The sequence below is a fragment of the Parabacteroides sp. ZJ-118 genome, assembly GCF_011038785.1.
Lineage (GTDB): Bacteria > Bacteroidota > Bacteroidia > Bacteroidales > Tannerellaceae > Parabacteroides.
The window spans coordinates 1-25,557 of record NZ_JAAKDT010000024.1; the positions used below are offsets into that span (position 1 = coordinate 1).

The 25,557-nt window shown below is 48.0% G+C and carries 20 protein-coding genes and 2 tRNA genes; 10 read left to right on the forward strand and 12 right to left on the reverse strand.

The features are described 5' to 3' along the window. The coding region (locus G7Y39_RS07870) for a transposase (RefSeq protein WP_165156714.1) at nt 1-469 on the forward strand (469 nt) is incomplete at its 5' end. A 40-nt stretch (nt 470-509) separates the two neighbouring features. On the opposite strand, the gene mazG is transcribed toward G7Y39_RS07870, so the two are convergent. The 3 genes from mazG to G7Y39_RS07885 all read right to left on the reverse strand — a co-directional run bounded on the left by mazG (nt 510) and on the right by G7Y39_RS07885 (nt 4,389). Beyond that, the gene (gene mazG / locus G7Y39_RS07875) at nt 510-1,295 is read right to left on the reverse strand and encodes a nucleoside triphosphate pyrophosphohydrolase (RefSeq protein WP_165156716.1); all 786 of its coding nucleotides are present in this window, start codon (nt 1,293-1,295) and stop codon (nt 510-512) included. A 70-nt stretch (nt 1,296-1,365) separates the two neighbouring features. Beyond that, nucleotides 1,366-3,453, reverse strand: a complete 2,088-nt coding sequence (locus G7Y39_RS07880; protein ID WP_165156718.1) for a cytochrome c biogenesis protein CcdA — start codon at nt 3,451-3,453, stop codon at nt 1,366-1,368. A gap of 21 nt (nt 3,454-3,474) precedes the next feature. Then, a complete protein-coding gene (locus tag G7Y39_RS07885; RefSeq protein ID WP_165156720.1) occupies nt 3,475-4,389 on the reverse strand; it encodes an RluA family pseudouridine synthase in 915 nt (304 codons plus the stop codon). A 367-nt stretch (nt 4,390-4,756) separates the two neighbouring features. Between G7Y39_RS07885 and G7Y39_RS07890 the strand changes: the two genes are divergently transcribed. The 6 genes from G7Y39_RS07890 to G7Y39_RS07915 all read left to right on the forward strand — a co-directional run bounded on the left by G7Y39_RS07890 (nt 4,757) and on the right by G7Y39_RS07915 (nt 12,082). Then, entirely contained in the window at nt 4,757-7,378 is a 2,622-nt protein-coding gene (locus G7Y39_RS07890) for a valine--tRNA ligase (protein WP_165156722.1), read from the forward strand. Between the two features lie 181 nt (nt 7,379-7,559). Then, nucleotides 7,560-9,530, forward strand: a complete 1,971-nt coding sequence (locus G7Y39_RS07895; RefSeq protein ID WP_165156724.1) for a sensor histidine kinase KdpD — start codon at nt 7,560-7,562, stop codon at nt 9,528-9,530. A gap of 30 nt (nt 9,531-9,560) precedes the next feature. Then, nucleotides 9,561-10,415, forward strand: coding sequence for a sugar phosphate isomerase/epimerase (locus G7Y39_RS07900; protein ID WP_165156726.1), 855 nt, complete (start codon nt 9,561-9,563; stop codon nt 10,413-10,415). Beyond that, entirely contained in the window at nt 10,412-11,446 is a 1,035-nt protein-coding gene (locus tag G7Y39_RS07905; RefSeq protein ID WP_165156728.1) for a DUF6340 family protein, read from the forward strand. The genes G7Y39_RS07900 and G7Y39_RS07905 overlap by 4 nt, the downstream gene beginning before the upstream one ends. 62 nt (nt 11,447-11,508) lie before the next feature. Further along, complete coding sequence (locus G7Y39_RS07910; protein ID WP_165156730.1) at nt 11,509-11,970, forward strand: hypothetical protein; 462 nt, start codon at nt 11,509-11,511, stop codon at nt 11,968-11,970. 39 nt (nt 11,971-12,009) lie between these two features. Further along, nucleotides 12,010-12,082: transfer RNA gene (locus G7Y39_RS07915), tRNA-Thr, on the forward strand. 98 nt (nt 12,083-12,180) lie between these two features. Here the strand turns inward: G7Y39_RS07915 and G7Y39_RS07920 are convergent. Further along, nucleotides 12,181-12,254 (reverse strand) — tRNA-Ala (locus G7Y39_RS07920). A gap of 81 nt (nt 12,255-12,335) precedes the next feature. On the opposite strand from G7Y39_RS07920, the gene G7Y39_RS07925 reads away from it, so the two are divergent. Together G7Y39_RS07925 and ruvC are read left to right on the forward strand one after the other, a co-directional pair. After that, on the forward strand, nt 12,336-12,650 hold the full coding sequence (locus G7Y39_RS07925; RefSeq protein ID WP_165156732.1) for a DUF4286 family protein: 315 nt from the start codon (nt 12,336-12,338) through the stop codon (nt 12,648-12,650). Next, nucleotides 12,647-13,204: a crossover junction endodeoxyribonuclease RuvC gene (gene ruvC / locus G7Y39_RS07930; RefSeq protein ID WP_165156734.1), complete on the forward strand. Its 558-nt coding sequence runs from the start codon at nt 12,647-12,649 to the stop codon at nt 13,202-13,204. Before G7Y39_RS07925 ends, ruvC begins: the two co-directional genes overlap by 4 nt. Nucleotides 13,205-13,303: 99 nt before the next feature. Here the strand turns inward: ruvC and gdhA are convergent, their stop codons facing one another. Then, complete coding sequence (gene gdhA, locus G7Y39_RS07935; protein ID WP_165156736.1) at nt 13,304-14,638, reverse strand: NADP-specific glutamate dehydrogenase; 1,335 nt, start codon at nt 14,636-14,638, stop codon at nt 13,304-13,306. Between the two features lie 196 nt (nt 14,639-14,834). Here gdhA and G7Y39_RS07940 point away from each other — a divergent pair, with 196 nt between their 5' ends. Beyond that, a complete protein-coding gene (locus G7Y39_RS07940) occupies nt 14,835-17,789 on the forward strand; it encodes a PEP/pyruvate-binding domain-containing protein (protein ID WP_165156738.1) in 2,955 nt (984 codons plus the stop codon). Between the two features lie 119 nt (nt 17,790-17,908). Here G7Y39_RS07940 and G7Y39_RS07945 read toward each other — a convergent pair whose 3' ends face one another. The 7 genes from G7Y39_RS07945 to G7Y39_RS07975 all read right to left on the reverse strand — a co-directional run bounded on the left by G7Y39_RS07945 (nt 17,909) and on the right by G7Y39_RS07975 (nt 25,555). After that, complete coding sequence (locus G7Y39_RS07945) at nt 17,909-18,643, reverse strand: nucleotidyltransferase family protein (RefSeq protein ID WP_165156740.1); 735 nt, start codon at nt 18,641-18,643, stop codon at nt 17,909-17,911. Next, nucleotides 18,640-20,070 (reverse strand): RNase adapter RapZ, encoded by a 1,431-nt coding sequence (locus G7Y39_RS07950; protein ID WP_165156742.1) that lies wholly within the window; start codon nt 20,068-20,070, stop codon nt 18,640-18,642. Before G7Y39_RS07950 ends, G7Y39_RS07945 begins: the two co-directional genes overlap by 4 nt. Nucleotides 20,071-20,234: 164 nt before the next feature. Continuing rightward, nucleotides 20,235-21,569, reverse strand: coding sequence for an NADP-specific glutamate dehydrogenase (locus G7Y39_RS07955; protein ID WP_165156743.1), 1,335 nt, complete (start codon nt 21,567-21,569; stop codon nt 20,235-20,237). A 165-nt stretch (nt 21,570-21,734) separates the two neighbouring features. Continuing rightward, nucleotides 21,735-21,917: a hypothetical protein gene (locus G7Y39_RS13895; RefSeq protein ID WP_165156744.1), complete on the reverse strand. Its 183-nt coding sequence runs from the start codon at nt 21,915-21,917 to the stop codon at nt 21,735-21,737. 13 nt (nt 21,918-21,930) lie between these two features. Next, nucleotides 21,931-22,320 carry a DUF2007 domain-containing protein gene (locus tag G7Y39_RS07965; RefSeq protein WP_165156745.1) on the reverse strand — a complete coding sequence of 130 codons (390 nt, stop codon included), beginning with the start codon at nt 22,318-22,320 and terminating at the stop codon, nt 21,931-21,933. Nucleotides 22,321-22,542: 222 nt separating this feature from the next. After that, the gene (locus G7Y39_RS07970; protein WP_165156746.1) at nt 22,543-24,867 is read right to left on the reverse strand and encodes a TonB-dependent receptor; all 2,325 of its coding nucleotides are present in this window, start codon (nt 24,865-24,867) and stop codon (nt 22,543-22,545) included. A 106-nt stretch (nt 24,868-24,973) separates the two neighbouring features. Beyond that, complete coding sequence (locus G7Y39_RS07975; RefSeq protein WP_165156747.1) at nt 24,974-25,555, reverse strand: LuxR C-terminal-related transcriptional regulator; 582 nt, start codon at nt 25,553-25,555, stop codon at nt 24,974-24,976. Nucleotides 25,556-25,557 lie beyond the last annotated feature (2 nt).

Here is a 25,557-nt window from a genome sequence, read left to right on the forward strand (position 1 = left end):
GAAAGAACTGATAGGAAAATGGGAGCCGGAACGTATGGCCAACGGAGAAACAATGCCGCAGATTATGGCCCGCGGCAAACATATCATCCTAAAAAACAGAAGTAAATGGAACGAGCAGCAGAGCGCCCGCGCAGCAATCCTGTTTGAAAGATTTCCGCGACTGAAGCAGGCTTACGAACTGAGTACGCGGCTTACCGAAATATACAATAAATTGACCACGCCGGATGCCGCAAGACTGCTGCTGGCGCGATGGTACAATGACGTGGAAAACTTTGATTCCTTAGAATTCAACAGCGTTTTGGAAACATTCATGAACCATAGCACAACCATCGTGAATTACTTCGAGGACAGATTGACGAATGCGTCGGCAGAATCATTCAACGCCAAAATCAAAGCTTTCCGAAGCCAGTTGCGCGGTGTATGCGATGTGAAATTCTTTATGTTCAGACTTGCCACGCAATATAGTTGAGAATGTCATCCCCCCCAACCGGAAAAATCCGCTGAGCCCTTTATAAGCCTTTGGCCTTGGCTTCATTCCAGAGTTGATCCATTTCCTCCAAGGTCATATCTTTCAAGGAACGACCCGCTTGGATCGTGTGTTCCTCCAGATAATTAAAACGGCGGATAAACTTCTGGTTCGTACGTTCCAACGCGTTGTCCGGGTTTATTTTGTACAGGCGGGCAGCGTTGATCAAGCTAAAGAAGAGATCTCCGAACTCCGCTTCCGTCCGGTCTGCGTCCATCTTGTCTATCTCGGTTTTCAACTCATTAAATTCCTCTTGGACCTTATCCCATACTTGATCCCGCCGTTCCCAGTCGAAACCTACGTTACGGGCCTTCTCCTGGATGCGATGTGCTTTTACTACGGAAGGTAGGGAGGCCGGAACACCTTCCAGCACGGTTTTGTTACCCCCCTTTTCTTTCAACTTGAGCTGCTCCCAGTTTTGCTCCACCTTTTGAGCGGTATCGGCGGAGGTATCTCCGAATACGTGTGGATGGCGGTAAATCAGTTTCCGGCAAAGGCTATCGCAAACATCCTTGATATCGAAAGCCTCTTTTTCCTCGCCGATCTTGGAGTAAAAGACGATGTGCAATAACAGGTCTCCCAACTCTTTTTTTATGTTTGTGTTATCTTCACGCATCAGGGCCTCGCATAATTCATAGGTTTCCTCGATCGTATTCGTGCGGAGGCTCTCGTTTGTCTGTTTACGATCCCAAGGGCATTTTACTCGTAATTCATCCAGAATGTCGAGTAATTGCCCGAAGGCTTCCATCTTCTCTTCTCTAGTTGCCATATTATTTACGTATTTTAGAATGATTGTAAACGAAAGAGGGCAGGGTAGAACCCGGCCCTCTGCAGGAGTTTTATTGTTGTGCTTTCTTGAATTCTTTCAATCCGTCTTGAAGGAACCGGATGTATTTGGAAACATCCTCATTGAATGCGTATGAAGGTCCGAGAGGCTGTCCCTCGTCATTCAACAAGATGTAGAATGGCTGGGCGTTAGAACCGAACTTGCTTCGTTGCAAATAGCTCCACTTATCACCGATCGTCTTCAACTTACGCGTCTTTCCGTTCTCTTGGATCTCGATGGGCCGCGGGAGTTTCGTCTTATCGTCTACCATGAGCGTGATTAGCACATAATCGTTTTCTAGCATTTGCTTCACCTTGGGATCCGTCCAAACGGAAGCCTCCATCTTACGGCAGTTTACGCAGCCGAAACCGGAGAAGTCGATCATGACGGGTTTATTTACCTTCTTGGCATAAGCCATGCCGGATTCATAATCGTCGAACGCGGCGTGTACCTCGTTTTTGTATAGATTGAAATCTTGTGTATACAACGGAGGGGCGAATGCGCTGATCGCCTTTAACGGAGCGCCCCAAAGTCCCGGAACCATGTAGATGGCGAAAGCGAAAGAGATAATTGCCATAAACAGGCGGGGAACAGATACATATTTTACTTCGCTATCATGGCTAAATCGGATCTTTCCTAACAGATAAGCGCCTAATAAGCTGAAGATCGCGATCCAAAGCACGATAAAGACCTCACGGTCCAGTAAACGCCAACCATACGCTAAGTCCGCTACGGAAAGGAACTTCAAGGCCAATGCCAACTCCAAGAAGCCCAATACGACCTTCACGGAATTCAACCATCCGCCGGATTTCGGCATACTTTGCAGCATATTCGGGAAGATGGCGAAGACGCTGAACGGGATGGACAACGCCAAGGCGAAGCCAAACATGCCGATAGCCGGTCCTACCGCTGTACCCATAGATGCAGCCTGTACCAACAAGGTGCCGATAATCGGACCCGTACAAGAGAAAGATACCAATACCAACGTAAACGACATAAAGAAAATACTCAACACACCGGTCGTTGAATCGGCCTTGCTATCCAATTTGCTAGTCCATGAGGCGGGTAATACCAGCTCGAAGGCCCCGAGGAAGGAGACGGCGAATACTACCAGCAACAAGAAGAACAGGATATTGAAGATCGCGTTTGTTGATAAATCATTCAATGCGCTCGCTCCGAAGATACCGGTGATCAACAAGCCCATAACCAAATAGATTACGATAATAGATAATCCATAGGTGACAGCGTCGCGAATCGCTTTCTTACGATCTTTCGTACGTTTCAGGAAGAAGCTGACCGTCATGGGGATCATCGGCCAAACGCAAGGGGTCAATAAGGCGATCAAACCACCCAAGAAACCGGCGAAGAAGATGAATAGCCAAGAGGTATCAGCCGCGGATACCGTAGAGTCGCCGAACGATTTCAATGCGTCGATCACCGGAGACCAAAGACTCGGGCTGTCGGTTAAGCTATCGGACGCTTTGAGAGATGGCGTGGCCGGCGTCTTTTTCGCGGCAGGTTCAGGCGTATTCAACTCGCCAGCCTCTTCCGCTACGGCTTGCGTATCCGGCTGTACGACTGTGGCGTCATCTTTATCCACCTCCGTGGTCGGGCTATTCGCTGCCAGAGCTGGGTCTATATGAATACTTTTCTTATCGAAAGAGAAAGCTATTTGATCCGGGGGAAGGCAAGTCTCGTCATTACAAGCCATAAATTCCACCTCGCCTTCCGCCTTGAATTGAGCGGGATCAGTGACTTTCAGTTTTTGAATGAACGATACCGTACCCGGATACCAACGGAGGTTCATGGCGAATTGCTCGTCGTAAACCGTGGTCGGCTTTACTGAAGGAACCGGTTGGCCTATCAGTTCAGCTCCATTCAATGTCTCGAATGTGAAAGAGGTAGATACAGGACCTCCTTCCGGCAGGTTCATGTCATACAGGTGCCAGCCTTTGTCTGCCGTGGCGGTAAAAACGATCTCTTTCTCGGGTGCGCCGCCCTTGTCGTCTAGTTTAATTTTCCACTTGACAGGCGTAAGTATTTGTGCCTGCGCTACCAGCGCCATTAGCGCCAGCATGATCGAACTGATGAGCTTTTTCATTTTTTGTCCTTATATTGATAGTTACTTTGCTGTAGATGTGAATTTCTCCGGGATCCGTGTCTCGAAGCGCATCTCCTCGCCTGTTACCGGATGGATGAAACAGAGCCTGCGGGCATGGAGCATCAAGCGTCCGGCGGGACTTGTCTCCGCCCCGTATTTAGCGTCTCCGGCTATCGGATGGCCGATGGACTGCATCTGCGCGCGGATTTGGTTCTTGCGTCCTGTCTCCAGATCGAGTTCCACGAGCGAATAACGATTGTTCGTTTGCAACAGGCGGTAGCGTGTGATCGCTTCCTTCCCGTCACCATCTCGTGTTACGTACACTTGCATATGCTTGTTCTCCACGAGGTTGGATACGATCAAATCCGTGTCTTTCTCCGGTCGTCCCTCTATCACGGCCACGTAGGTCCGTTGCGTGATGGCCTCGCTCCAGTGGGACTGTAGTTGCTCTTTCACCTTCTGGTTCTTGGCGAACATCATGATACCCGATGTGTCTCGGTCCAGACGGTGCAAGACGAATATCTTGTTGCGCGGGTCACATGCTTTCACGTAATCGCTCAGTATACGGTAGGCCGTACGCTCCTTGATACGATCGGTAGATACGGATAGCAAACCTTCCCGTTTGTTGATCACGATGAGGTCGTCGTCTTCCCAGACAATTCTAAGTAACGGATTGTCGAACTCAACCTTTCCTCTTCCATAGTTGATCCCGACCGTGTCGTTAGGGTTTAGCGGGGTATCGAACTGCCGGGTGACCTTCCCGTTTACCGAGATCTGCCCCCTGCTCAGTAATCCTTTCACTGATGAACGGCTCTGATCTTTCAATAACTCGAACAGGAAGGGTAGCAAAGTGTCACTTTCTTTGACCATTACCCGTCGTTCTTTAGAGGACTTATGTCGATTATCCCCCCCCTTATACTCCGATCGCTTTCTCATATCTATTTTTTATCGTGCGCGAAGATACTGGCATTTACGCAAAGCTGCAATAGCGAGGAATAGAAAAACCGTTATAAATAGTTGGCTTGTCAATAGGAATAAACCTTCAGATCCCCGGATGTGAAAGTCGTTGCAGGTAACTCTATTTTCAAAATCACGACGTGGTCTGTATAACCCATGTCATGATCCGTACAAACCACGACGTGGTCTTTACAAACCATGCCGTGGTTTATGGAATAACGGCCTGTCCGAGAGGACATGCCGATTGTCTCGATCGACTATATTTTCCGATGCCCAGCGTTTTTGTCTATATTTTTTGTACTTTCGCGGATCGAGAAATGTGTAAAGACTAATTCGTTATAAGAACATGGAAATCGCTAGTAAGTACAATCCCGCTGAAGTAGAGGGGAAGTGGTATCAGTATTGGTTGGATAACGGCTTCTTTAAGTCGAAGCCGGACGGCCGCGAGTCGTATACGATTGTAATCCCGCCCCCCAACGTCACCGGCGTATTGCACATGGGACATATGCTTAACAATACGATCCAAGATATCTTGATCCGCCGTGCCCGTATGCTGGGGAAGAACGCATGTTGGGTACCGGGTACGGACCATGCTTCGATCGCTACGGAGGCGAAGGTCGTGAATCGTCTGGCCGGGCAAGGAATCAAGAAAACCGATCTGACTCGCGACGAGTTCCTGCGGCACGCTTGGGAATGGAAAGAAGAGCATGGCGGTATCATCTTGAAGCAGCTTCGTAAACTGGGCGCTTCCTGCGATTGGGATCGTACGGCGTTCACGATGGACGAGAAACGTTCGGAGAGCGTTATCAAGGTTTTCGTCGATCTATACGAGAAAGGGTTGATTTACCGGGGGGTCCGCATGGTGAATTGGGACCCGAAGGCGTTGACGGCCCTGTCCGACGAGGAGGTTATCTACAAGGAAGAGCATAGCAAGCTGTACTACCTCCGCTATAAGATCGTAGGCGAGGAGGGATATGCCATTGTTGCCACGACCCGTCCGGAGACGATTATGGGAGATACGGCGATGTGTATCAACCCGAACGACCCGAAGAACCAACATCTGAAAGGAAAGAAAGTGATCGTTCCGCTGGTAGGCCGCGAGATTCCGGTGATCGAGGATGACTACGTAGATATAGCGTTTGGTACGGGCTGTTTGAAAGTGACTCCGGCACACGATGTAAACGACTATATGCTTGGCGAGAAATATAATTTGCCGTCTATCGATATATTCAACGATAACGGCACGCTGAGCGAGGCGGCCGGTCTCTATGTGGGCATGGATCGTTTCGACGTCCGCGAGCAAATCGAGGAAGACCTGCGTAACGCCGGCCTTTTGGAGAAGGTAGAGGCTTACGACAACAAGGTGGGTTTCTCGGAGCGTACGAACGTGCCTATCGAACCGAAATTATCCATGCAATGGTTCTTGAAGATGGAGCATCTGGCTCAGATCGCCTTGGAGCCGGTCCTGAAGGATGAGATCAAGTTCTATCCGTCGAAGTTCAAGAATACCTACCGTCACTGGATGGAGAATATCAAGGACTGGTGTATCAGCCGTCAGCTTTGGTGGGGACATCGTATCCCGGCCTATTACTTGCCGGAAGGCGGTTACGTAGTAGCCGAGACGGTAGAGAAGGCCGTGGAACTGGCAAAAGAAAAATGCGGTAACCCGCATCTGACGGTATCCGATTTGCGTCAGGACGAGGACGTATTGGATACTTGGTTCTCCTCTTGGCTGTGGCCGATCTCCCTGTTCGACGGTATCAATAACCCGGATAACGAGGAAATCAATTATTACTATCCGACCGGCGATTTGATAACCGCACCGGATATCATCTTCTTCTGGGTAGCCCGTATGATTATGGCCGGTTATGAGTACAGAGGGAAAATGCCGTTCAAGAACGTCTACTTTACGGGTATCGTTCGCGATAAGCTGGGACGTAAGATGTCTAAATCTTTAGGAAACTCTCCCGATCCGTTGCGATTGATCGAGCAATACGGTGCGGACGGTGTACGTATGGGCTTGATGCTCGCGGCTCCTGCCGGAAATGATATTCCTTTCGATGATGCTTTGTGCGAGCAAGGACGTAACTTCAATAATAAGATCTGGAACGCTTTCCGATTGGTGAAGGGCTGGACGGTAGACGATACGATCGCTCAGCCGGAGGCTTCCGCGATCGCCGTGAAATGGTTCAGGGCGCAGTTGGACAAGACGATCGCCGAGGTAGACGACTCTTTCGGTAAATATCGTCTGAGCGAAGCGATGATGGCGGTGTATAAGTTATTCTGGGATGAATTCTCCTCCTGGTATCTGGAGATGGTAAAACCCGGGTATCAGCAGCCGATCGACAGGATCACTTACGAGGCTACGCTAGGTTTCTTCGATGCCTTGCTTCGTTTGCTTCATCCTTTCATGCCGTTTATTACCGAGGAATTATGGCAAGCCCTCGAGCCTCGCGAGGAAGGTGAGAGCCTGATGGTCGCCGAAATGCCGAAGGCTGCTGTCGTGGATAACGCTTACTTGGATGCTTTCGAGATCGTGAAAGCGGTCGTTGGCGGTGTCCGCACCATTCGTCTGCAAAAGAATGTACCGAATAAAGACGCATTGGAATTACAGATCGCGGGTGAGCACAAGGAGGAGTTCAACGCCGTGATCGTCAAGATGTGTAACCTCTCTTCCATCTCCAAGGTAGAGGAGAAATCGGCCGGCGCCGTATCGTTCTTGGTCCGTACGACTGAATATGCCGTACCTTTGGGCAATCTGATCAATGTGGAAGAAGAGTTGGCTAAGCTTCAGGAGGAATTGAAATACCAAAAAGGTTTCTTGGCCTCTGTCATGAAGAAATTAGGCAATGAGAATTTCGTAAGCAAGGCCCCGGCGAAGGTAATCGAGATGGAGAAGAAAAAGCAAGCCGATGCCGAATCGAAGATTAAGTCTATCGAGGAAAGTATCGCCGCCTTGACAAAATAAAGAGAACTGCCGTTCCTTTGAGAGAAGAGCCTGTGTCAGCCTCTCCGGCTGATAGAGGCTTTTTGTTATAAAGTTGAAAAGTCTTGTTAAACTTGTCCATGGTGATATATAGGTATTTAAATTTTTATTAACTTGCCAAGCATTAGATAATAGATAGGTGTATTAATTCCTCAAGGTATATATGAAGAAACTGTTGTTTATTGGTTGTTGGACGTTGATTTTTACGTTGCTTATTTCGGGTGGGGCGAAGGGCGACACGTTTGTCGATAGCCTACGAAGAGAGATCGAGGTTTTGCCGGATAGTAGTAAACTAATACGCTTGAACGAATTGCTTTTTGCCAATACGCACGACAAGGTATATAAAGTATACGCGGATTTGCTGCTGGAAGAAGCGGAGAGACAGCATGACGATTTTTACAGGGCAAATGCGTTGATGTTCTTGATGCGTTATTACTACGCGAAAGATCCGGATAGCCTACGTGTATATCTGAAAATAGCGGAACCTCTTTTCATCGCAGCGAACCGGATCGAGGAATTATGTAGGGTGAAGGGATGGAATATCTATTCTTTAGTGAATGAAGGGATGCGGGATTTGGTAATCCCGGAGGTGGACAGCTTGAGGAACCTCGCGATCCGTTTTAACTATCCGGATGGGGTGGATATGGCAAACCAGGCTTTGGCGAGTTACTATTTTAGCATAGGATTGGTTAAGGAGGGCATTCGATTAAGCCGGGAGGTCTTATCCGACATGGAGGAACGTAATGTCCCTACGATGCGTTGGTATTACGTGTTACGACTGTTGCTTACGCGGGATTTGAACCCGGAGTATTTGCATAAATTGGATTCTTGCATACAATCGTGCGAAAGAAAAGGTATCACTCAATTGGACGCGGAACATACGATCGCTTTTTTAAAAGAACGCTATCATTTTTTCTCGGCGCAGTATTATGTGAAGAAAAAAGATGCTACCTTGGCTTATCCGCACCTGTTGAAGATGGAGGATATCAAAAAGAAGAATAATCTGAATGCCGAGCAACTTCAGCCTAAATTTGTTTGGATGAATTATTACACTTTAGTGGGGAAATATGAGGAGGCTTTGGATTTAGCGAACAGATTGGGACAGGAGCTCTCGGATAAGAAGCGCATCAGGGATTGGATCATCGTGGAGACTTTGAAGGCGGATATCTATTATAAGCTTGGAAGAGGGATGGAATCGGCCACGGCTTACAAAGATGCCAAAAGAGTGAACGATTCGATCATGCAGGTAAAATATTATGAGGATCTGGCGATGTTGAGAACCCAACGGGACATGGAAAAACTAGAGGTACAAAAAGAGAAACTGGAGCTGGAGGCGGAAAGGTCACATGTTCGTCTCATAAAGCTTGGAGGGGGACTTCTCTTGGTAGCGCTTCTTTGTGTGGGCTTGGGTATAATCGCCTATACCCGTCATCGCACGGGGATACGATTAAGGATCGCGAAAGAGAAAGCGGAGGAGGCCGATCATCTGAAGTCCGCGTTCTTGGCAAACATGAATCATGAGATCCGGACGCCATTGAACGCCATCGTCGGATTCTCGCAAGTAATCGCTGATGAGGAAGACGCGGAAACTCGTCATGAGCTTTCCAATATCATACAGAGTAATAATGAATTGTTGCAACGCTTGATAGAAGACGTATTGGATATATCGAAAATCGAGTCGAATATGTTGACTTTCGTTCTGGCAAATCATGAGATGAAGGATTTGATGAAAGATATCTATAGCATAATTTTATTGCGCATGCCGGAAAATGTAGAACTTCGGTTGGCTGATTGCCAACCATTTACGCTTTATACCGATCGGGGGCGATTGACACAGGTCCTCACTAATTTATTGACGAATGCTATCAAGCACACGAAAAAAGGCTATATTTGTTTCGGATATGACGTGACTGCGAAGGAAATTCGTTTTTATGTGACGGATACAGGCGAAGGAATCCCGAGCGACCAATTGGAACGGGTTTTCGATCGTTTTGTCAAGTTGACGGAATGGACCAAAGGAGTCGGGTTGGGATTGGCGATCTCGAAGGGGCTGGTTACAAAGCTCGGCGGTCGTATAGAGGTGACTTCCACGCAAGGGGTAGGTTCTACCTTTAGCGTTATTTTCCCAAGATAAACAGCATACATCATATAGGATAGTATAAATATGAAACACTCAAGACGTATATTTTTTAAGCAAGGAGTGGCGGGTGCCCTTTTATTGGGCTCCTCCGCGATTGTCCGGGCCACTTTGCCGGATCCTGTAAAACCAAAGGCTCCGAAGGCCGCGAACCCGTTCCACCTGGGAATGGCGGGATATACTTTCGTTAATTTTGATTTAGATACAACGTTGAAGACGTTGGAACGATTGGATATCCATTACCTTTGTATCAAGGATTTCCATTTGCCGCTGAATAGTACGGATGAGCAGATCAAGGCTTTTCATGATAAATGCGCGGCCCGTAAAGTGACGGGATATGCCGTAGGTCCTATTTACATGAAGAGCGAGGAAGAGATAGACCGTGCGTTTGATTACGCGAAGCGGGTGGGAGTGAGATTGATCGTCGGTGTCCCGAATTACGAGTTATTACCGTATGTGGATAAGAAGGTGAAGGAATATGATTTCCATTACGCCATCCACTTACACGGTCCTGATATCAAGACGTATCCCGATGCTACGGACGTTTGGGAGCATACGAAGGATTTAGACCCTCGTATCGGTATGTGTCTGGATGTCGGGCATGATTTGCGAAACGGCTGTGATCCTGTGGCCGACTTGAAGAAATACCATACCCGGGTGTTTGATATGCATATCAAGGACGTGACGGATTCTTCGAAGGCGGGAGTCGGGATCGAGATCGGTCGCGGAAAGATCGACTTCCCCGCGCTGATCCGTATGATGCGGGAAGTTAATTACACGGGAATGTGTAGCTTGGAATACGAGAAAGACATGAAAGACCCATTCTTGGGGATCGCGGAGTCTATCGGCTATTTCAAGGCTGTGAGTGATTTGATAAGATGAGAAGCATTCTTTTTATAGGCTTGGCGGGTTTGTTGTCCGCTTGCAGCACGATTAATTATATAGGTATCGAGACTTATAATCCCGCGGAGGTGACATTTCCTGAGCATGTCGCTAAAGTACTCATCGTAAACAATGCCGCCCCTCAACCGGAGGATACGGGTTACGGATACACGTTGCAGGGAGAAAAGCAGGATACTTGCAAAGCGAAAGCGGATAGCGCGCTGTTTGACGCGTGCCGTACTTTAGGGGAGGCTATTGCGGAGGCTTCTTATTTTGACGATGTGTTGCTTTACCATGATGCCGTTCGAAAAGATAATCAGGCATTTTCGGATACGAAGCTTACCCGGGGGCAGGTAGTGTCGCTCTGCGAAGAGACCGGTACCGACGCGGTTATCTCCATTGACCGTTTGCAGTTCGATATGAAGAAAAACGTAGGTGCCTTGGGCGAAGGGTATGTAATGGGGATGATCGATGTGCAGATGGCCGGCGTGATACGCGGTTACGTTCCCGATCGTGAGGTCCCCCTGGCGACGGTACATATGAAGGATAGTATTTATTGGTCGGAGAGCGCGGATTATATGTCGGTCTTGGATAAGATATTGCCCTCTCCGGAGGATGCTTTGCGCGGAGCCGGTACATATTTCGGGGCGAAGGTCTACGTTAATTTTGTCCCTCATTGGCAGAAGGAGACTCGTTGGTATTTTACCGGAATGGGGGCTCGTTGGAAAGAGGCTTCCGCTTATGCGGCGAATGAGAAATGGGATATGGCGGAAGATCGTTGGTCCGGGCTTTACCAGGGTACGGAGAGCTGGAAGAGCCGGGCGAAGGCGGCCTCCAATCTGGCCCTGTGCCATGAGATGAAAGGAGATTTTAAAGAGGCCTATGAGTGGGCTTGTAAATCGTACGATTTATTCAAGCGTAATAGTGGTGATGCGGATAAGAGTACCCAATTATTGGAACTCTATGTACAGGCGTTGGCCGGACGAATTCGTTCCGATAAGAAACTAAATGTGCAATTTGGTGGGGATTGACGGCGTTGTTCGGTGAATTATTATTACTTTTGACGCATATTCGAATAAAGGAGAATTAATATATGAGCGCAAATATGGCAAAGGTTCAGTCCCTCATCGAGAACGCTTTTACGTTGGCTATTGAAAAGCTGGCCAAGGATGAGTCCGGTAATTTTATAAGCGACTTATATGTGCAGGCCGACGCGGAAAGCGGAGAGCTGCAAATCTATGATGATGAGGAGCGTTTGATAGAAAAGATTGTTATCTTTGATTGGGTGAACTCGGATGAGGAGGAGAGCGCTTTTAATAAGCGGGTTGCCGCTTCGGTAAAGGCGGTTCTTACGATCTTGTCTACCAAGAATATTTTTGACGCTCCCCGGTTCATGAGGCCTCTTTCTGTTAGTTTGACGGATGAGGATTTTGTTGTAATCGAGGAACTTCTCTTCATCGACGATGATGTGCTTCGTCTGGACGATCCGCTGTTAAAAGATTTAGATGCGGATTTAGATGATTTTTTAGCGAATCTTCTTGCAGATGTCAAATAAACCCTGTATCTTTGCGCCCGAAATGAAGAAGTAAATGTTGCCGAAATAGCTCAGCTGGTAGAGCAACGCATTCGTAATGCGTAGGTCGCCGGTTCAAGTCCGGCTTTCGGCTCGCGGTAGAAGGCAGTTATCTAAAAGGTAGCTGCCTTTTTTGGTTCTATCAATAAGAAAAGCGGCTACTTGTTTTGTAACCGCTTGATCTATCAGGGGTGGAGCATATCGGACTCGAACCGATCACCTACAGACTGCCAGTCTGTCGCTCTAGCCGGATGAGCTAATGCCCCGTCTCGTTAATTCATGCGCAAAGGTAAGGGTTTTCTTGATATATGCGTTATCTTTGTGTAAGAATTTTGAAGTAAAAGAAGATGATAATTTATAATACGACTTTTCATATCCATAAGGATATCGTGGATGAATGTCTGGAATATTTGAAGACCAGTTATATACCGAAAGCCTCCGAGAGCGGTATCCTTTACAGTCCTTATTTGAGACGAGTCTTGGATTCGCGGAATGAGGAAGGTGAAAGTTTCTCCGTACAGTTCCATACGCGGGATATCGATTCGTTGAATGAGTGGGTGCGTAAGGAAGGCGGAGCCTTGCAGCAAGATTTGATAGGACGTTACAAAGAGAAAATCGCAGGATTCTCTACCCTGTTGGAAGATATAGCATTGCCCGAATGATAAAGGAACGCGTTATATTAGGCATAGACCCCGGTACGATCGTGATGGGATACGGAATCTTGAAGATCGAGGGGAATAAACCAAAGTTGGAAGCTATGGGCATCCTGCAATTGAGTAAGTATGAGGATCATTATCTCCGCCTGCGTAAGATATTCGAGCGGGTCTTGGCCTTGATCGATCAATACCATCCGGACGAGTTGGCTATCGAGGCACCATTCTTCGGGAAGAACGTACAGAGTATGTTGAAACTCGGCAGGGCGCAAGGGGTAGCGATGGCAGCGGCCTTGGAGCGGGATATCCCGATCTTTGAGTATGCTCCGCTAAAAATCAAGCTCTCGATCACGGGAAATGGAAACGCAGCGAAAGAACAGGTTGCCGGCATGCTGCAACGCTACCTGAAGATACCGGATGAGTCCATGCTTCCGCAATTGGATGCTACGGACGGGTTGGCGGCGGCTGTCTGTCATTATTTCCAAACCGATAATCCGATCTCGGAAAAGAAGTATACGGGATGGAAGGATTTTATCGCCAAGAACCCCGGGAAAGTCCACTGATACGAGCCGGAAAAAACATAGCTATGAAATCCTCAAACCTCAACGAAGATTCAAAGAATCCATAGCTACGTTTTTATTCAGTCCAAACAGACCTTATTCTTATACGATACCTTGAGCCATCATCGCTTTCGCTACTTTCATGAAGCCTGCGATATTCGCTCCTTTTACATAATTGATATATTCACCCTCTTTACCGTGAGCTACGCATTGTTCGTGGATCGCGCTCATGATCTGATGCAATTTAGCGTCTACCTCGGCGGCGGTCCATGAGATATGCATAGCGTTCTGGGTCATCTCCAATCCGGAAGTAGCTACGCCACCGGCGTTGACAGCCTTACCCGGAGCGAATAATTGCTTATGCTCGATGAACAAGTCTACAGCCTCGGCCGTACAACCCATGTTAGAAACCTCGGCTACGCACAACGTCTTGTTCTCGATCAACTTACGAGCGTCAGCCTCGTTCAGCTCATTCTGGGTGGCGCATGGCAACGCGATATCTACTTTTTGTTCCCAAGGTTTCTTGCCGGGATAGAAGGTAGAGCCCGGGAATTCGTCAGCGTAAGGAGCTACAATATCATTTCCGGAATTACGCAATTCCAACATATAGTCGATCTTCTCGCCGGAGATGCCCGCCGGATCATAGATATACCCGTCAGGTCCGGAGATTGTAACCACCTTGGCACCCAACTCGGTAGCCTTTGTAGCGGCACCCCAGGCCACGTTGCCGAAACCGGAGATAGCGACCGTCTTTCCTTTGATATCGATTCCGTGAGTCTCCAACATCTGATGTACGAAGTAAAGAGCGCCGAAGCCGGTAGCTTCCGGACGAAGGATAGAGCCTCCGAACTCCATGCCTTTACCCGTGAATGTACCCGTATTCTCGCGAGCTAATTTCTTGTACATACCGTACATGTAGCCTACCTCACGGCCACCTACACCTATATCGCCTGCCGGAACGTCTCTGTCCGGACCTAAATTACGCCATAACTCAAGAATAAACGCTTGGCAGAAACGCATAATCTCAGCATCGCTCTTTCCTCTCGGGGCGAAATCGGATCCACCCTTGCCTCCACCCATCGGAAGGGTTGTCAAAGCGTTTTTAAATGTTTGCTCAAATCCTAAGAATTTCAAGATAGACAAGTTGACGGACGGGTGGAAGCGGATACCCCCCTTGTACGGGCCGATCGCGTTGTTGAACTGAACGCGGTATCCCAGGTTAACTTGTATCTCACCTTTATCATCTACCCAAGGCACGCGGAAAGTGAAAATACGTTCCGGCTCAACCAAGCGCTCGATGATTTTCGCTTTCTCAAATTCCGGATGTTGGTTGTACACTTCCTCAATTGATAAAAGCACTTCTTTTACGGCTTGCAAATACTCCTTTTCTCCCGGATGTTTTGCCTCTAGTGCTGATAAAATAACTTCAGTCTTCATAGCGTGTATATTATTTATATAAGGATAACATTCTGTTGGCAAATGTAGGTAATTCTCCGGAATGACCAAGAGTTCCGCTTACTTTTTATCAGTGAAAAGCTAAAAAACTTCAGCTGGAGTCAGAATGCGTGCTTTCCTGTTTCAATAGTTATTATTTTTCCTTACATTTGACTCGAATAATACTATCAAATCTATTATGAGCGGTATACCAAACTTAAAAGACTTGGTGTTCAGAGACACTCCGTTTGCCAATCTGATGAATAAGCGTATATATAATGTATTGCTTATCGCTACGAAATATGATTCCTTCATGCTGGAAGATGACGGGCGTGTGGATGAACAGATATTTAACGAATATACTTCCTTAAGCCTCCGTTACCCACCCCGATTTACGCAGGTGACTACCGAGGAGGAGGCTTTGAATGAGTTGAAGAGCCGGAACTTCGAATTGATCATTTGCATGCCGAATATGGATAACCGGGATATATTCGCGGCGGCGAGCGAGATAAAGGTGCATTATCCGAATATCCCGATCGTCGTATTGACCCCTTTCTCGAAAGAGGTGTCCAAGCGGATCGCCAACGAGGATCTGAGCGCTATCGATTATGTGTTCAGCTGGTTGGGCAACTCGGAGTTGTTGCTGGCGATCATCAAGTTGATCGAGGATAAGATGAATGCCCCAGACGATACAGCCAGCGTAGGTGTACAGATTATCTTGTTGGTGGAGGATTCCATCCGTTTCTATTCGTCCGCTTTGCCTCATTTGTATAAGTTCGTGCTGGAGCAGAGCCAGATGTTCGCGAAGGAGGCGTTGAACGATCACCAGCGTACGTTGCGTATGCGGGGTCGTCCGAAGATCAAATTGGCCCGGAATTACGAGGAGGCGGTACGTATCTTTGATCAGTACCGGGATAATATATTGGGTATTATCTCGGATATGAGTTTTATGCACGATGGCGTGAAAGATCCGTATGCCGGTTATAAGTTCGGGCAGTATGTACGGAAAACGGGTTTGATCATTCCTTTCGTGTTGGAGTCTTCGGAGGCCGGCAACCATGTGTACGCGAAGGAGCTGAACGCTTCGTTTATCGACAAGAATTCCAAGAGCTATCCGCAGGATCTGAAAAAGGAGATCATGCAGCGTTTCGGTTTCGGCGATTTCGTGATCCTGGATCCGCATACGAAAGAGGAGATCATGCGCATCGAGGATTTGAAAGACCTCCAGAGGAAGGTCTTCCAGATTCCCGACGATTCATTGGTTTACCATCTCTCCCGGAATCATTTCTCCCGTTTCTTTTATTCCCGTGCCATGTTTCCGCCCGCGGAGGTTTTGAAGCATGTGGACGTAAGTGACTATAAGGATATGGATGAGGCCCGGAAATTGATTTTCGACTTGATCGTGCAATATCGCCGGATGAAGAACACCGGTGTCGTTGCGGTTTATCAGAAGGACCGTTTCGATGAGTATAGTAATTTCGCCCGTATCGGCGACGGCTCGCTGGGCGGTAAGGGGAGAGGTCTTGCCTTTATCGGTGCGATGGTAAAGCGATACCCTAAGCTGGAGCATGATAATTTTGCCGTGAATATCCCGAAGACGGTCGTGATCTGTACCGATATCTTTGACGAGTTCATGGAGACGAACGAGTTGTATCCGGTAGCGTTGGGCGACGCGGACGACGAGACGATCCTCCGGTATTTCTTGCGGGCCAGCCTGCCCTCCCGTTTAATCGAGGACTTGATGGCGTTCTTCGATGTGGTGAAAAGCCCGATCGCCGTGCGTTCCTCCAGCCTGCTGGAAGATTCGCATTATCAGCCTTTCGCCGGGATCTATTCTACGTATATGGTACCTAAGATCGATGAGAAATACGATATGCTCCGCACGGTGAGCGACGCTATCAAAGCGGTATATGCCTCGGTCTTCTATCGGGATAGCAAGGCTTATATGACGGCTACCTCGAACTTGATCGATCAGGAGAAGATGGCTGTCGTCTTGCAAGAAGTGGTGGGCTCCCGTTATAAGGATCATTTCTATCCGACGATGTCGGGCGTGGCTCGTTCCTTGAATTTCTATCCGATCGGCAACGAGAAGGCGGAGGATGGGATCGCGAATATCGCCTTAGGATTGGGTAAATATATCGTCGATGGCGGGCAAACCTTGCGCTTCTCCCCCCGGCATCCCCATAGCATCCTGCAGATGAGTACGATGGATTTCGCTCTCAGGGAGACGCAGACGCGTTTCTATGCCTTGGATCTGAAGAATATGGCGAAGGCTTTGTCGGTAGATGATGCCTTTAACTTGGTGAAGCTGGGCCTGAAAGACGCGGACGCTGAAGGCTCCCTGAAATATATTGTCTCTACCTACGATCCGTGCGATCAGATTATCCGTGATGGTTATTACCCGGGCGGACGTAAGATCCTTTCTTTCGTGAATATCCTACAGCATGACGTATTCCCGCTGGCGGATACGTTGGATCAGATCTTACGGATCGGGCAGCAGGAAATGGGTCGTCCGGTCGAGATTGAGTTCGCTGTTAACATGGATCCCTCGGATCATACGAGAGCGGCTTTCTACCTGTTGCAAATCCGTCCGATCGTAGATAATAAAGAGATTATGGACGAGGATCTGGCCTCGGTGAAGAACGAGGAAACCATCCTTTCTTCTACCAGTGTTTTGGGACATGGTATCGTAAACGATGTACAGGATATCATATATGTAAAGACGGGCGCATTTAATTCATCCAATAATCAGTTGATCGCTTATGAGATCGAGAAGATGAACCGCTCGTTTACCGATCAAGAGAAAGGTTACGTGTTGGTGGGACCCGGCCGGTGGGGGAGCAGCGACCCTTGGTTGGGTATTCCGGTGAAATGGCCGCACATCAGTAACGCACGGGTGATCGTGGAATGCGGATTGGAGAACTATCGGGTAGACCCGAGTCAAGGTACCCATTTCTTCCAGAACCTGACTTCGTTCGGAGTGGGCTATTTTACGGTTAATCCATTTAAGGGAGATGGCTGGTTCGATGAGGCGTTCTTGAATGCGCAGCCGGCCGTAGAGGAGACGGAGTATCTTCGTCATATCCATTTTGAGGCTCCGATTATGATTAAGATGGATGGGAAGAAAAGTCTTGGTGTGGTGCTGAAACCTTGAGGGAATAACAACAGGCATTGTAAGGAGCTAACGATCGCCATTGTTAGCCCTTTATAATGCCCATTGTTAGTCCTTTATAATGCCCATCGTTAGAAGCCTATAATGCCTATCGTACTATCTTATAATTTTTGTAACCACTCCTCCGCCTTAGCCAGCGTCTCCGGCTTGCCGATATCCAGTAGTTTCAGGTTATCCGCCAGATAAGCCCTGATATCGGTTTTGGCGCAAATAGCCAGATAGAAGTTAATGATGGAGAACTTTCCGGTCCATTCCTCCATCAGCTCCAATATCTTGGGTGAGAGTACGTGGATTCCGCTAAAGGCGTACTCATTGTATTGATCCGGGTCAAAATAGGGATAGTAAGATTTAACCTCGCCGGTCTCGTGGTTCCGCCAGCCGCACAGTCTGTTCTCCTTATTGAACAGTAGATAACGCGAGGTGTTACGCTGGCTGACGAGTAAGGTAGCCAACGGGTTCGTCCGTACATGGGTATCGTATAGTTTCTTCAGGTCCACGTTCGACAGGATATCGACATTATGTATCAAGAAAGGTTCGTTCCCGCATAAAAGAGAAGTGGCCTTCTTGATTCCTCCTCCCGTATCCAGCAGATAGTCACTCTCGTCAGAGATCTCGATCCGGACACCGAAGTTGTCGTTCGCTTCCAGGAAATCCACGATCTGGTTGCCTAAATGGTGGATATTGATCACGATCTGATCGAAACCGGAGGATTTCAGTTTCAGTATGACGTGTTCTAGCATCGGTTTGCCCCCGACAGGTATAAGCGCTTTTGGCGTGTGATCGGTTAACGGCTTCAGCCTGGAACCGGTACCGGCCGCGAAAATCATAGCTTTCATAACGTAGGGTTAAAATGTTGTTCTATATTTTGCTCTCTATGTACTAAATGCACTTTTACTCCGAACTTAGTGTTAAGATGTTCCGCCAGATGTTGCGCGGAGTAGACCGAACGGTGCTGTCCTCCCGTACATCCGAAACAAATCATCAAATTGGTGAATCCACGATCCATGTATCGTTTTACCGAGGCGTCTACGATATGATAGACATGCTCGAGGAAGTGCGTGATCTCCCCGTCATCTTCCAAGAACTGGATGACCGGCTCATCCAAACCGGTGAAATGATTGTAACGCTCGTATTTACCGGGGTTGTTTATCGCGCGGCAATCGAATACGAATCCACCTCCATTCCCGCTAGGGTCGTTCGGGATTCCTTTCTTATAGGCGAAGCTCATGACTTTTACTTCCAGCATATGTTTTTGGAGATCGTCCGTGAATTGTTTCAACCCGGTGAGCTCGCGAAGGACGGAGCATAAATAGGGGTATTCCGGATAGTCATTCTTCAATAACTGCCGCAGGTTCTCGATGGCGAACGGGACGCTTTGGATGAAATGGGGTTTTTTCTCGAAATATCCCCGGAAGCCATAAGCCCCCAATACCTGCAAGGTCCTGAACAGGACGAAATGGCGCAGCTGGCTATGGAAATAAGCCTCGTCTACCGGGATATATTTACGTAAGGCCGTGATATAATCCGATAATAATTCATTTCGTAAGTCCTCCGGATATTTCGCTTTCGCCTGCCAAAGGAAGGAGGCTACGTCGTAGTAGACCGGACCTTTCCGCCCTCCTTGAAAATCAATAAACCAAGGTTCCCCGTCCTTTACCATAACGTTTCTCGACTGGAAATCGCGGTACAGGAACGTGGCGGAAGAACTACGCAACAACACATCGCTCATCTTCAAGAAATCATCCTCCAGGCGGTTTTCCTGAAACTCCATCCCGGTAGCCTTTAAGAAACAGTACTTGAAATAATTCAAGTCCCAGAGGATAGACCGTTGGTTGAACTCGGCTTGCGGATGGCAATACGAGAAATCGAAACCGTCGGATCCCAAGAATTGGATGTCGGGGAGCTTGGTGATTGTCTTGTGTAATAAACAGCGTTCCTCCTCGTCGAATACGCTACTTCTACGGCCTTTCTCGATGGCGTTGAAAAGGAGCGTATCTCCCAGATCCTCCTGGATATAAAATGAATGGTCGTCCGAGCTGGCATACACTTGCGGTACGGGTAATCCCTTCTTCCGGAAATGGTTTGCCATATAGATAAAAGCCTTGTTCTCCTCCGTAGAAGTGCCACTAACTCCAATCAACGTCTCAGGACCTTTTATCCTGAAATACCGGCGGTTAGAACCGGATGACGGTAATTCCGTCATTTCTTCTGCCGGTGATCCGGTATATGATTGGTATAGCTTCCTAAGTTCTTCTGTTATCATACGTATCGATTTTCGGCACTAAGATACCGTTTTTTAATTGAAAATTGAGAATCGCAAATTGAAAAATAAAGGGATATTGGACTTGTCTGAATGAAGAAAGGAGTAGAGCTCACTACGAGCCTACTCCTTTACGTATAGGGTCATCAATAAATAATCGCTATCATTTAAAGGATGCCCTGTGCCATCATAGCCTTAGCTACCTTCATGAAGCCGGCTACGTTAGCGCCTTTCACGTAGTTTACGAAGCCATCCTCTTGCTTTCCGTACTTCACGCATTGCTCGTGGATGTTTTCCATGATGCTCTGAAGTTTCTGGTCTACTTCCTCGCTGCTCCAGCTTAGCTTCTGTGCGTTTTGAGTCATCTCAAGACCGGAAACGGATACACCGCCAGCGTTAGCGGCCTTGCCCGGCGCGTAAAGTATCCTGGCCTCAAGGAACGCGTCGATAGCTTCCGGCGTAGAAGGCATGTTAGCCCCCTCGGATACGGCGAAGCAACCGTTAGCCAATAAAGTCTTGGCATCGTCGCCGTTCAACTCATTTTGGGTCGCGCTAGGCATAGCGATGTCACATTTCTCTCCCCAAGGCCGAGCGCCTTGTACGTATTTGCACCCGTATTGCTCCGCGTATTCACGGATACGGCCACGATACAAGTTCTTCAACTCCATGATATAATCCAGTTTCTCACGGTCGATGCCATCCGGATCATAAATATAACCGTCGGAATCAGACATCGTGACCACCTTCGCGCCAAGGCTGATTAATTTCTCTACCGTATATTGAGCCACGTTTCCGGAACCGGATACACAAACGACCTTGTCCTTGATGTCGATGTCGCGCGTTTTCAGCATCCGCAACAAGAAATATACGTTTCCGTAACCTGTAGCTTCCGGGCGGATCAAAGAACCGCCGAACTCGATACCCTTACCCGTGAACGTACCTGTATTCTCACGAGCCAGTTTTTTGTACATTCCATACATGTAAGCCACCTCACGTCCGCCTACACCGATATCGCCGGCGGGAACATCTGTGTCCGGGCCGATATGGCGCCATAGCTCAAGGATGAAAGCTTGGCAGAAACGCATGATCTCGGCGTTTGACTTCCCTCTCGGACTGAAGTCGGAACCTCCTTTACCACCGCCCATCGGCAATGTAGTCAGTGAATTTTTAAACGTCTGCTCAAAAGCCAAGAACTTGAGGATCGACAGATTTACGGAAGCGTGGAAACGGACACCGCCTTTGTACGGGCCGATCGCGTTGTTGTGCTGGATACGGTAGCCCATGTTTGTCTGGATTTGCCCCTTGTCGTCCATCCAAGTTACACGGAATGAGAAAATACGATCGGGAATACAAAGGCGCTCGATCAAGTTGCTTTTCTCAAATTCCGGATGCTCGTTGTAAGCATCCTCGATAGTCCCTAAAACCTCTGATACTGCTTGATGATATTCCGGTTCGTTCGGAAATCTTCTTTTCAAGTTGTCTAAAACTTCACTTGCCTTCATGACTGAATTTTATAGTTAGAATGTTATACCATTTTGTTATCCGTACGCCGTTTGTTTAACGACGTGGCAAAGGTAAGCTAATTTTTGACACTAGCAAACAATTGAAAGGGAAGATGCGTAAAAAATATCATTTAGATATATTAAGTTTGAAAAAGCGACGAAATGTCATTCGTTTCTATGTTTGAAATTCTTATAGATCGGAACGAACACAATGATAGCGGAGGCTACAAGGGCAAATATGACGTTGAAATTGATGGTTTCGCTGTATGCAAGCAGTATGTAGCATAAGACACCCCATAGTAAGGTGATACATGCGGCTTGACTATTTGTTATCTTTCTGCGTGCCATTGATTACATTTGTTTAGTTTGAGGAAATAAGCGATCCGAAGTAGATCACCAAAGCCAAAAAGACAGCTACGATGACGAACAGGATCATGATTTGTTTTTCTAAGGGATATTTTCGTAGCGAAGGGATATGACGTGCGAGTCTGGCGACTTGCCCTACTGGTTCTGCTTGCTCATCTTCCCGGGGCAGGTCGTAACCGCCTTCCTCCATGATCTTCATGGCCCGGGGTACGTCACTTCCCAGAATCTCCACCCGTGCGCCGCCTACGTCTACGTAACCGGCCATAATCTGGCTGCTTAACTCGTTACGGAGATAACATTCTATCCCTTCCGACCTCAACAGGGCCATTAGCGGTTGGGCATCCGTCGGATAGGTAAACCGGGCTATTTCTACGATCTTGTCCATGGTACTTGTTTTTCTGCAAATGTAAGTAGACAATCACGAATTAATCGTGTTTTTTGCCGTAATTCACTTTTTTTATACGTGAGGATATCCCCGTTTTTAGACACGAAAGGGGGCAAAAGCCTATGCGCATAGTCGCGTTGGGCATTGTAAACCGCCATGAATAGGATTGTAAACCGCCATGAATAGGCATCGTAACTCAGTTAGAACCCAGCCGTAATCCAATTAAAAGGCGATCGCTACCTCTGCGCCGATCTGGAAGGGCTTACCCAGTTGGATAAACGGATTCCCGAACGACTCGAAATAAAATGCCGAGTAATGGGTATTCGTTATATTACGGCTCCATAGGCTTACGTTAACGATACCTTTACGTACGCCTACCTTTGCGTTCACCGTTCCGTAGAATTTCTGGTAGATGTCGTTTCGCTCGGTCCAGAAAATCTTCCCGATACCGCTGAGTTGGGCGGAGGCGGAGAATTGGTCTATCCATGCGTTACGGAACAGGCGGGTGTATTGTAGTCCTACGTTGAGGGTATGACGCGGGGTATATGGGATGAGGTTGTTCTTGAAATCCTCTTTCCCATTGTTGTAATCCCGGAACGTGGCACGGGTGAGGCCGTAATTGGCATCGGCTGTCAAGCCCTCGATGATACGGGCACGCAAGGAGGCCTCGATACCGTAGCTTTGGGCTTTCCCGGCGTTGGTGAGGATACGGCCGTTGCCGCTATTCACGAATTTGGTCAGTTGCACGTCTTGGATGTCCATATAGAAACCTGTCAATTCCGCGCTTAGGCGTTGGAATAGCAACTCACTACGGATACCGATCTCGTAGTTCCAGCTTTTCTCCGGTTTGTAGGCGGCTACTTCCTCGATGGGGGTAGGTTCTTTGACCTCGATCGGCATCATATCCTTGAAAGCGCTCATCATATCGTATTGCATCTGGCTTTGCATCACGTCCGCCGACATTTGTACGTTGTAGCCCCCGGTCTTATAACCTTTCGCTACCGATACGTAGGTGAACGTGTTTGGCGTGCATTCGTACTTTAAAGATACTTTCGGAAGTACTTGCCAGAAATCTTGGGAGACACTGGCGTCCATCACGGTGGTCGGGATCGGGAAAAGTTTCTCGATGTCGATAACCGGTCCGTTTTCTACGAAGCCGAAACCCATTCTCATCTTAGCCTCGGAATTGTAATCCATCTTTTGCTTCTCGTAATCCAAGCGGATGCCGGCGGTAATTGACAGGCCTTCCGTGAACAGGTTGTTATAAGTGGATTGGTGGTACAAAGCGAGGCCGTAAGAAGGGGTGTCGAAAGAACCAGGAATATAAAGATGATCGTCCAGTATTTTCAGATAGGGCATCTTGGGATGATCTTTCTTCAATTGATCGAATACGGGCTGGAGAACGGCCTTGACTCCATCTTCCTTGAAATCGACCGGACCGTCCGTATGCAGATCATCGTAGAAACCGTAGAGCCCGAAGGACCATTGGTACTTGTTCCTCGTGTTACTCTTGATCGCCAATTCCTCGCTGAAGGCGTTTTGCTTTTGCTTTTGGTTGAGGGTAAAGATCGAGAGAGGGGAGAAGTCTTGATCCATCTTCATATCATCTTTGAAATATTGATGACCGGTGGTGCTGCTCAGTATCACGTGCTCATTCCGGTATTCGAGAGACAGGTTATTGGCGATGACCGTCCGTTTATAAGAACTGGGATCGTTGATATTGATAGGATTTACATACCTGTGATCGGTATTGCCGCTTCCGATGAACATACCGTATGGAAACGCTCCTTGGTCCGTATAATCTACGGAAAGGGAGTAGGAGGCACGGAAGTTCGGATTGAAGCGACCTTCTAACTTGAAGCGGCCGCCGACGTTGTCTTCCTTATCGATCTTTTTCCCGTCGTAGTCATTGGTGTAGAAACCGTCGCCATGATCATAGTAAACGGCGGCGGTGAATCCGATCGTTTCGCTCAACTTCGCATAATGGGAGGCCTTGACTTTATATTGTCCGTAGCTTCCGGCCGATAGGGAGAGTTTCTTCCCTTGGTAGTCGAACGGGGAGATGGTGTAGATATTCACGATGCCTCCCATGGCGTTACGGCCATACAGGGTTCCTTGCGGCCCTCGTAATACCTCGATACGTTGGATGTCGGTTAGCTCGAAATCGAAGGTGCTTTTATCCAGATATGGCACGTTGTCTACATATAAGCCCACGGATTGTCCGCTACTTCTCGCTCCGATACCGCGGATATAGATGGCCGAGGTTAGTTTTGCCCCATAATCCGGCATGTATAGGTTCGGGACGAAAGAACTTATATCCTTTAATGCGTCGATCTGCCTGCCGGAGATCATTTGTGGGGAAAGGATCGATACGGAACCGGGTAACGTACGGAGGTTGTTTGTCTCCTTCGTAGATGAGGTCACGATTACCTCACCCATGTTATAGGTTTTTATCGTGTCGTTCTCGTTAGCCTTGGTATTCCCGGCGTATATATTTTGCAGCCCCAACGCACCCAGGGCGATGATACCTAAGTAGTGCCTTTTCATCGAATTCCTTTTGTTAGTATATTTTTTCAATCGCGAAGAAACGGTAAAGAAACAGGATGGTCAATCACTAGATGTAGTGATTTTGAAAGCTGGCTTGTTGGCTTCGCTATAGTTCGATATCGTCGCCGGAGATGATTCCGTTCATGATGGCGTAGAAGGTGAGGCCGGATACGGTCTTGATGCCTAGCTTGGCGGTGATGTTCTTACGATGGGTGAGGACGGTGTTCAAGCTGATGTTCAGCCTATCGGCGATCTCTTTATTCGTGATGCCTTTTACGATCAGTTGAAGTACGTCTACCTCACGGCCGGACAGATCCTTGTTGTTTTCGGCAGTGGTGTTGCCGGAACTGTCGCTCGTAAATAATTGTTGCAATTGCTCGATAAGGGTCTCTTGGGAGGAACGTAACGTGATGCGGTTCGTAGACGAGAGCGCCCCGTGTTCTTCGGCGCTGTCGATGAGGATGGCGGTCTTGTTCCTTCTCGGAAGGAAGAAATCCGCGTTGAGCACAAGGGTATCTGAATCGGTGAAATAGTAATCGTAGGTGTCGCTTCCCGCGGAGGAAAGCATCTCGAAATTTGGGAAATAGCACACCTCTACCGGGGGAAAGTAGTCGGTCAGCAAGCTTTGCAGTCCGATACTTCTCAGGGTATCAGGCAGTATGATCGCTATTTGTTTGTTTCGATGCATTT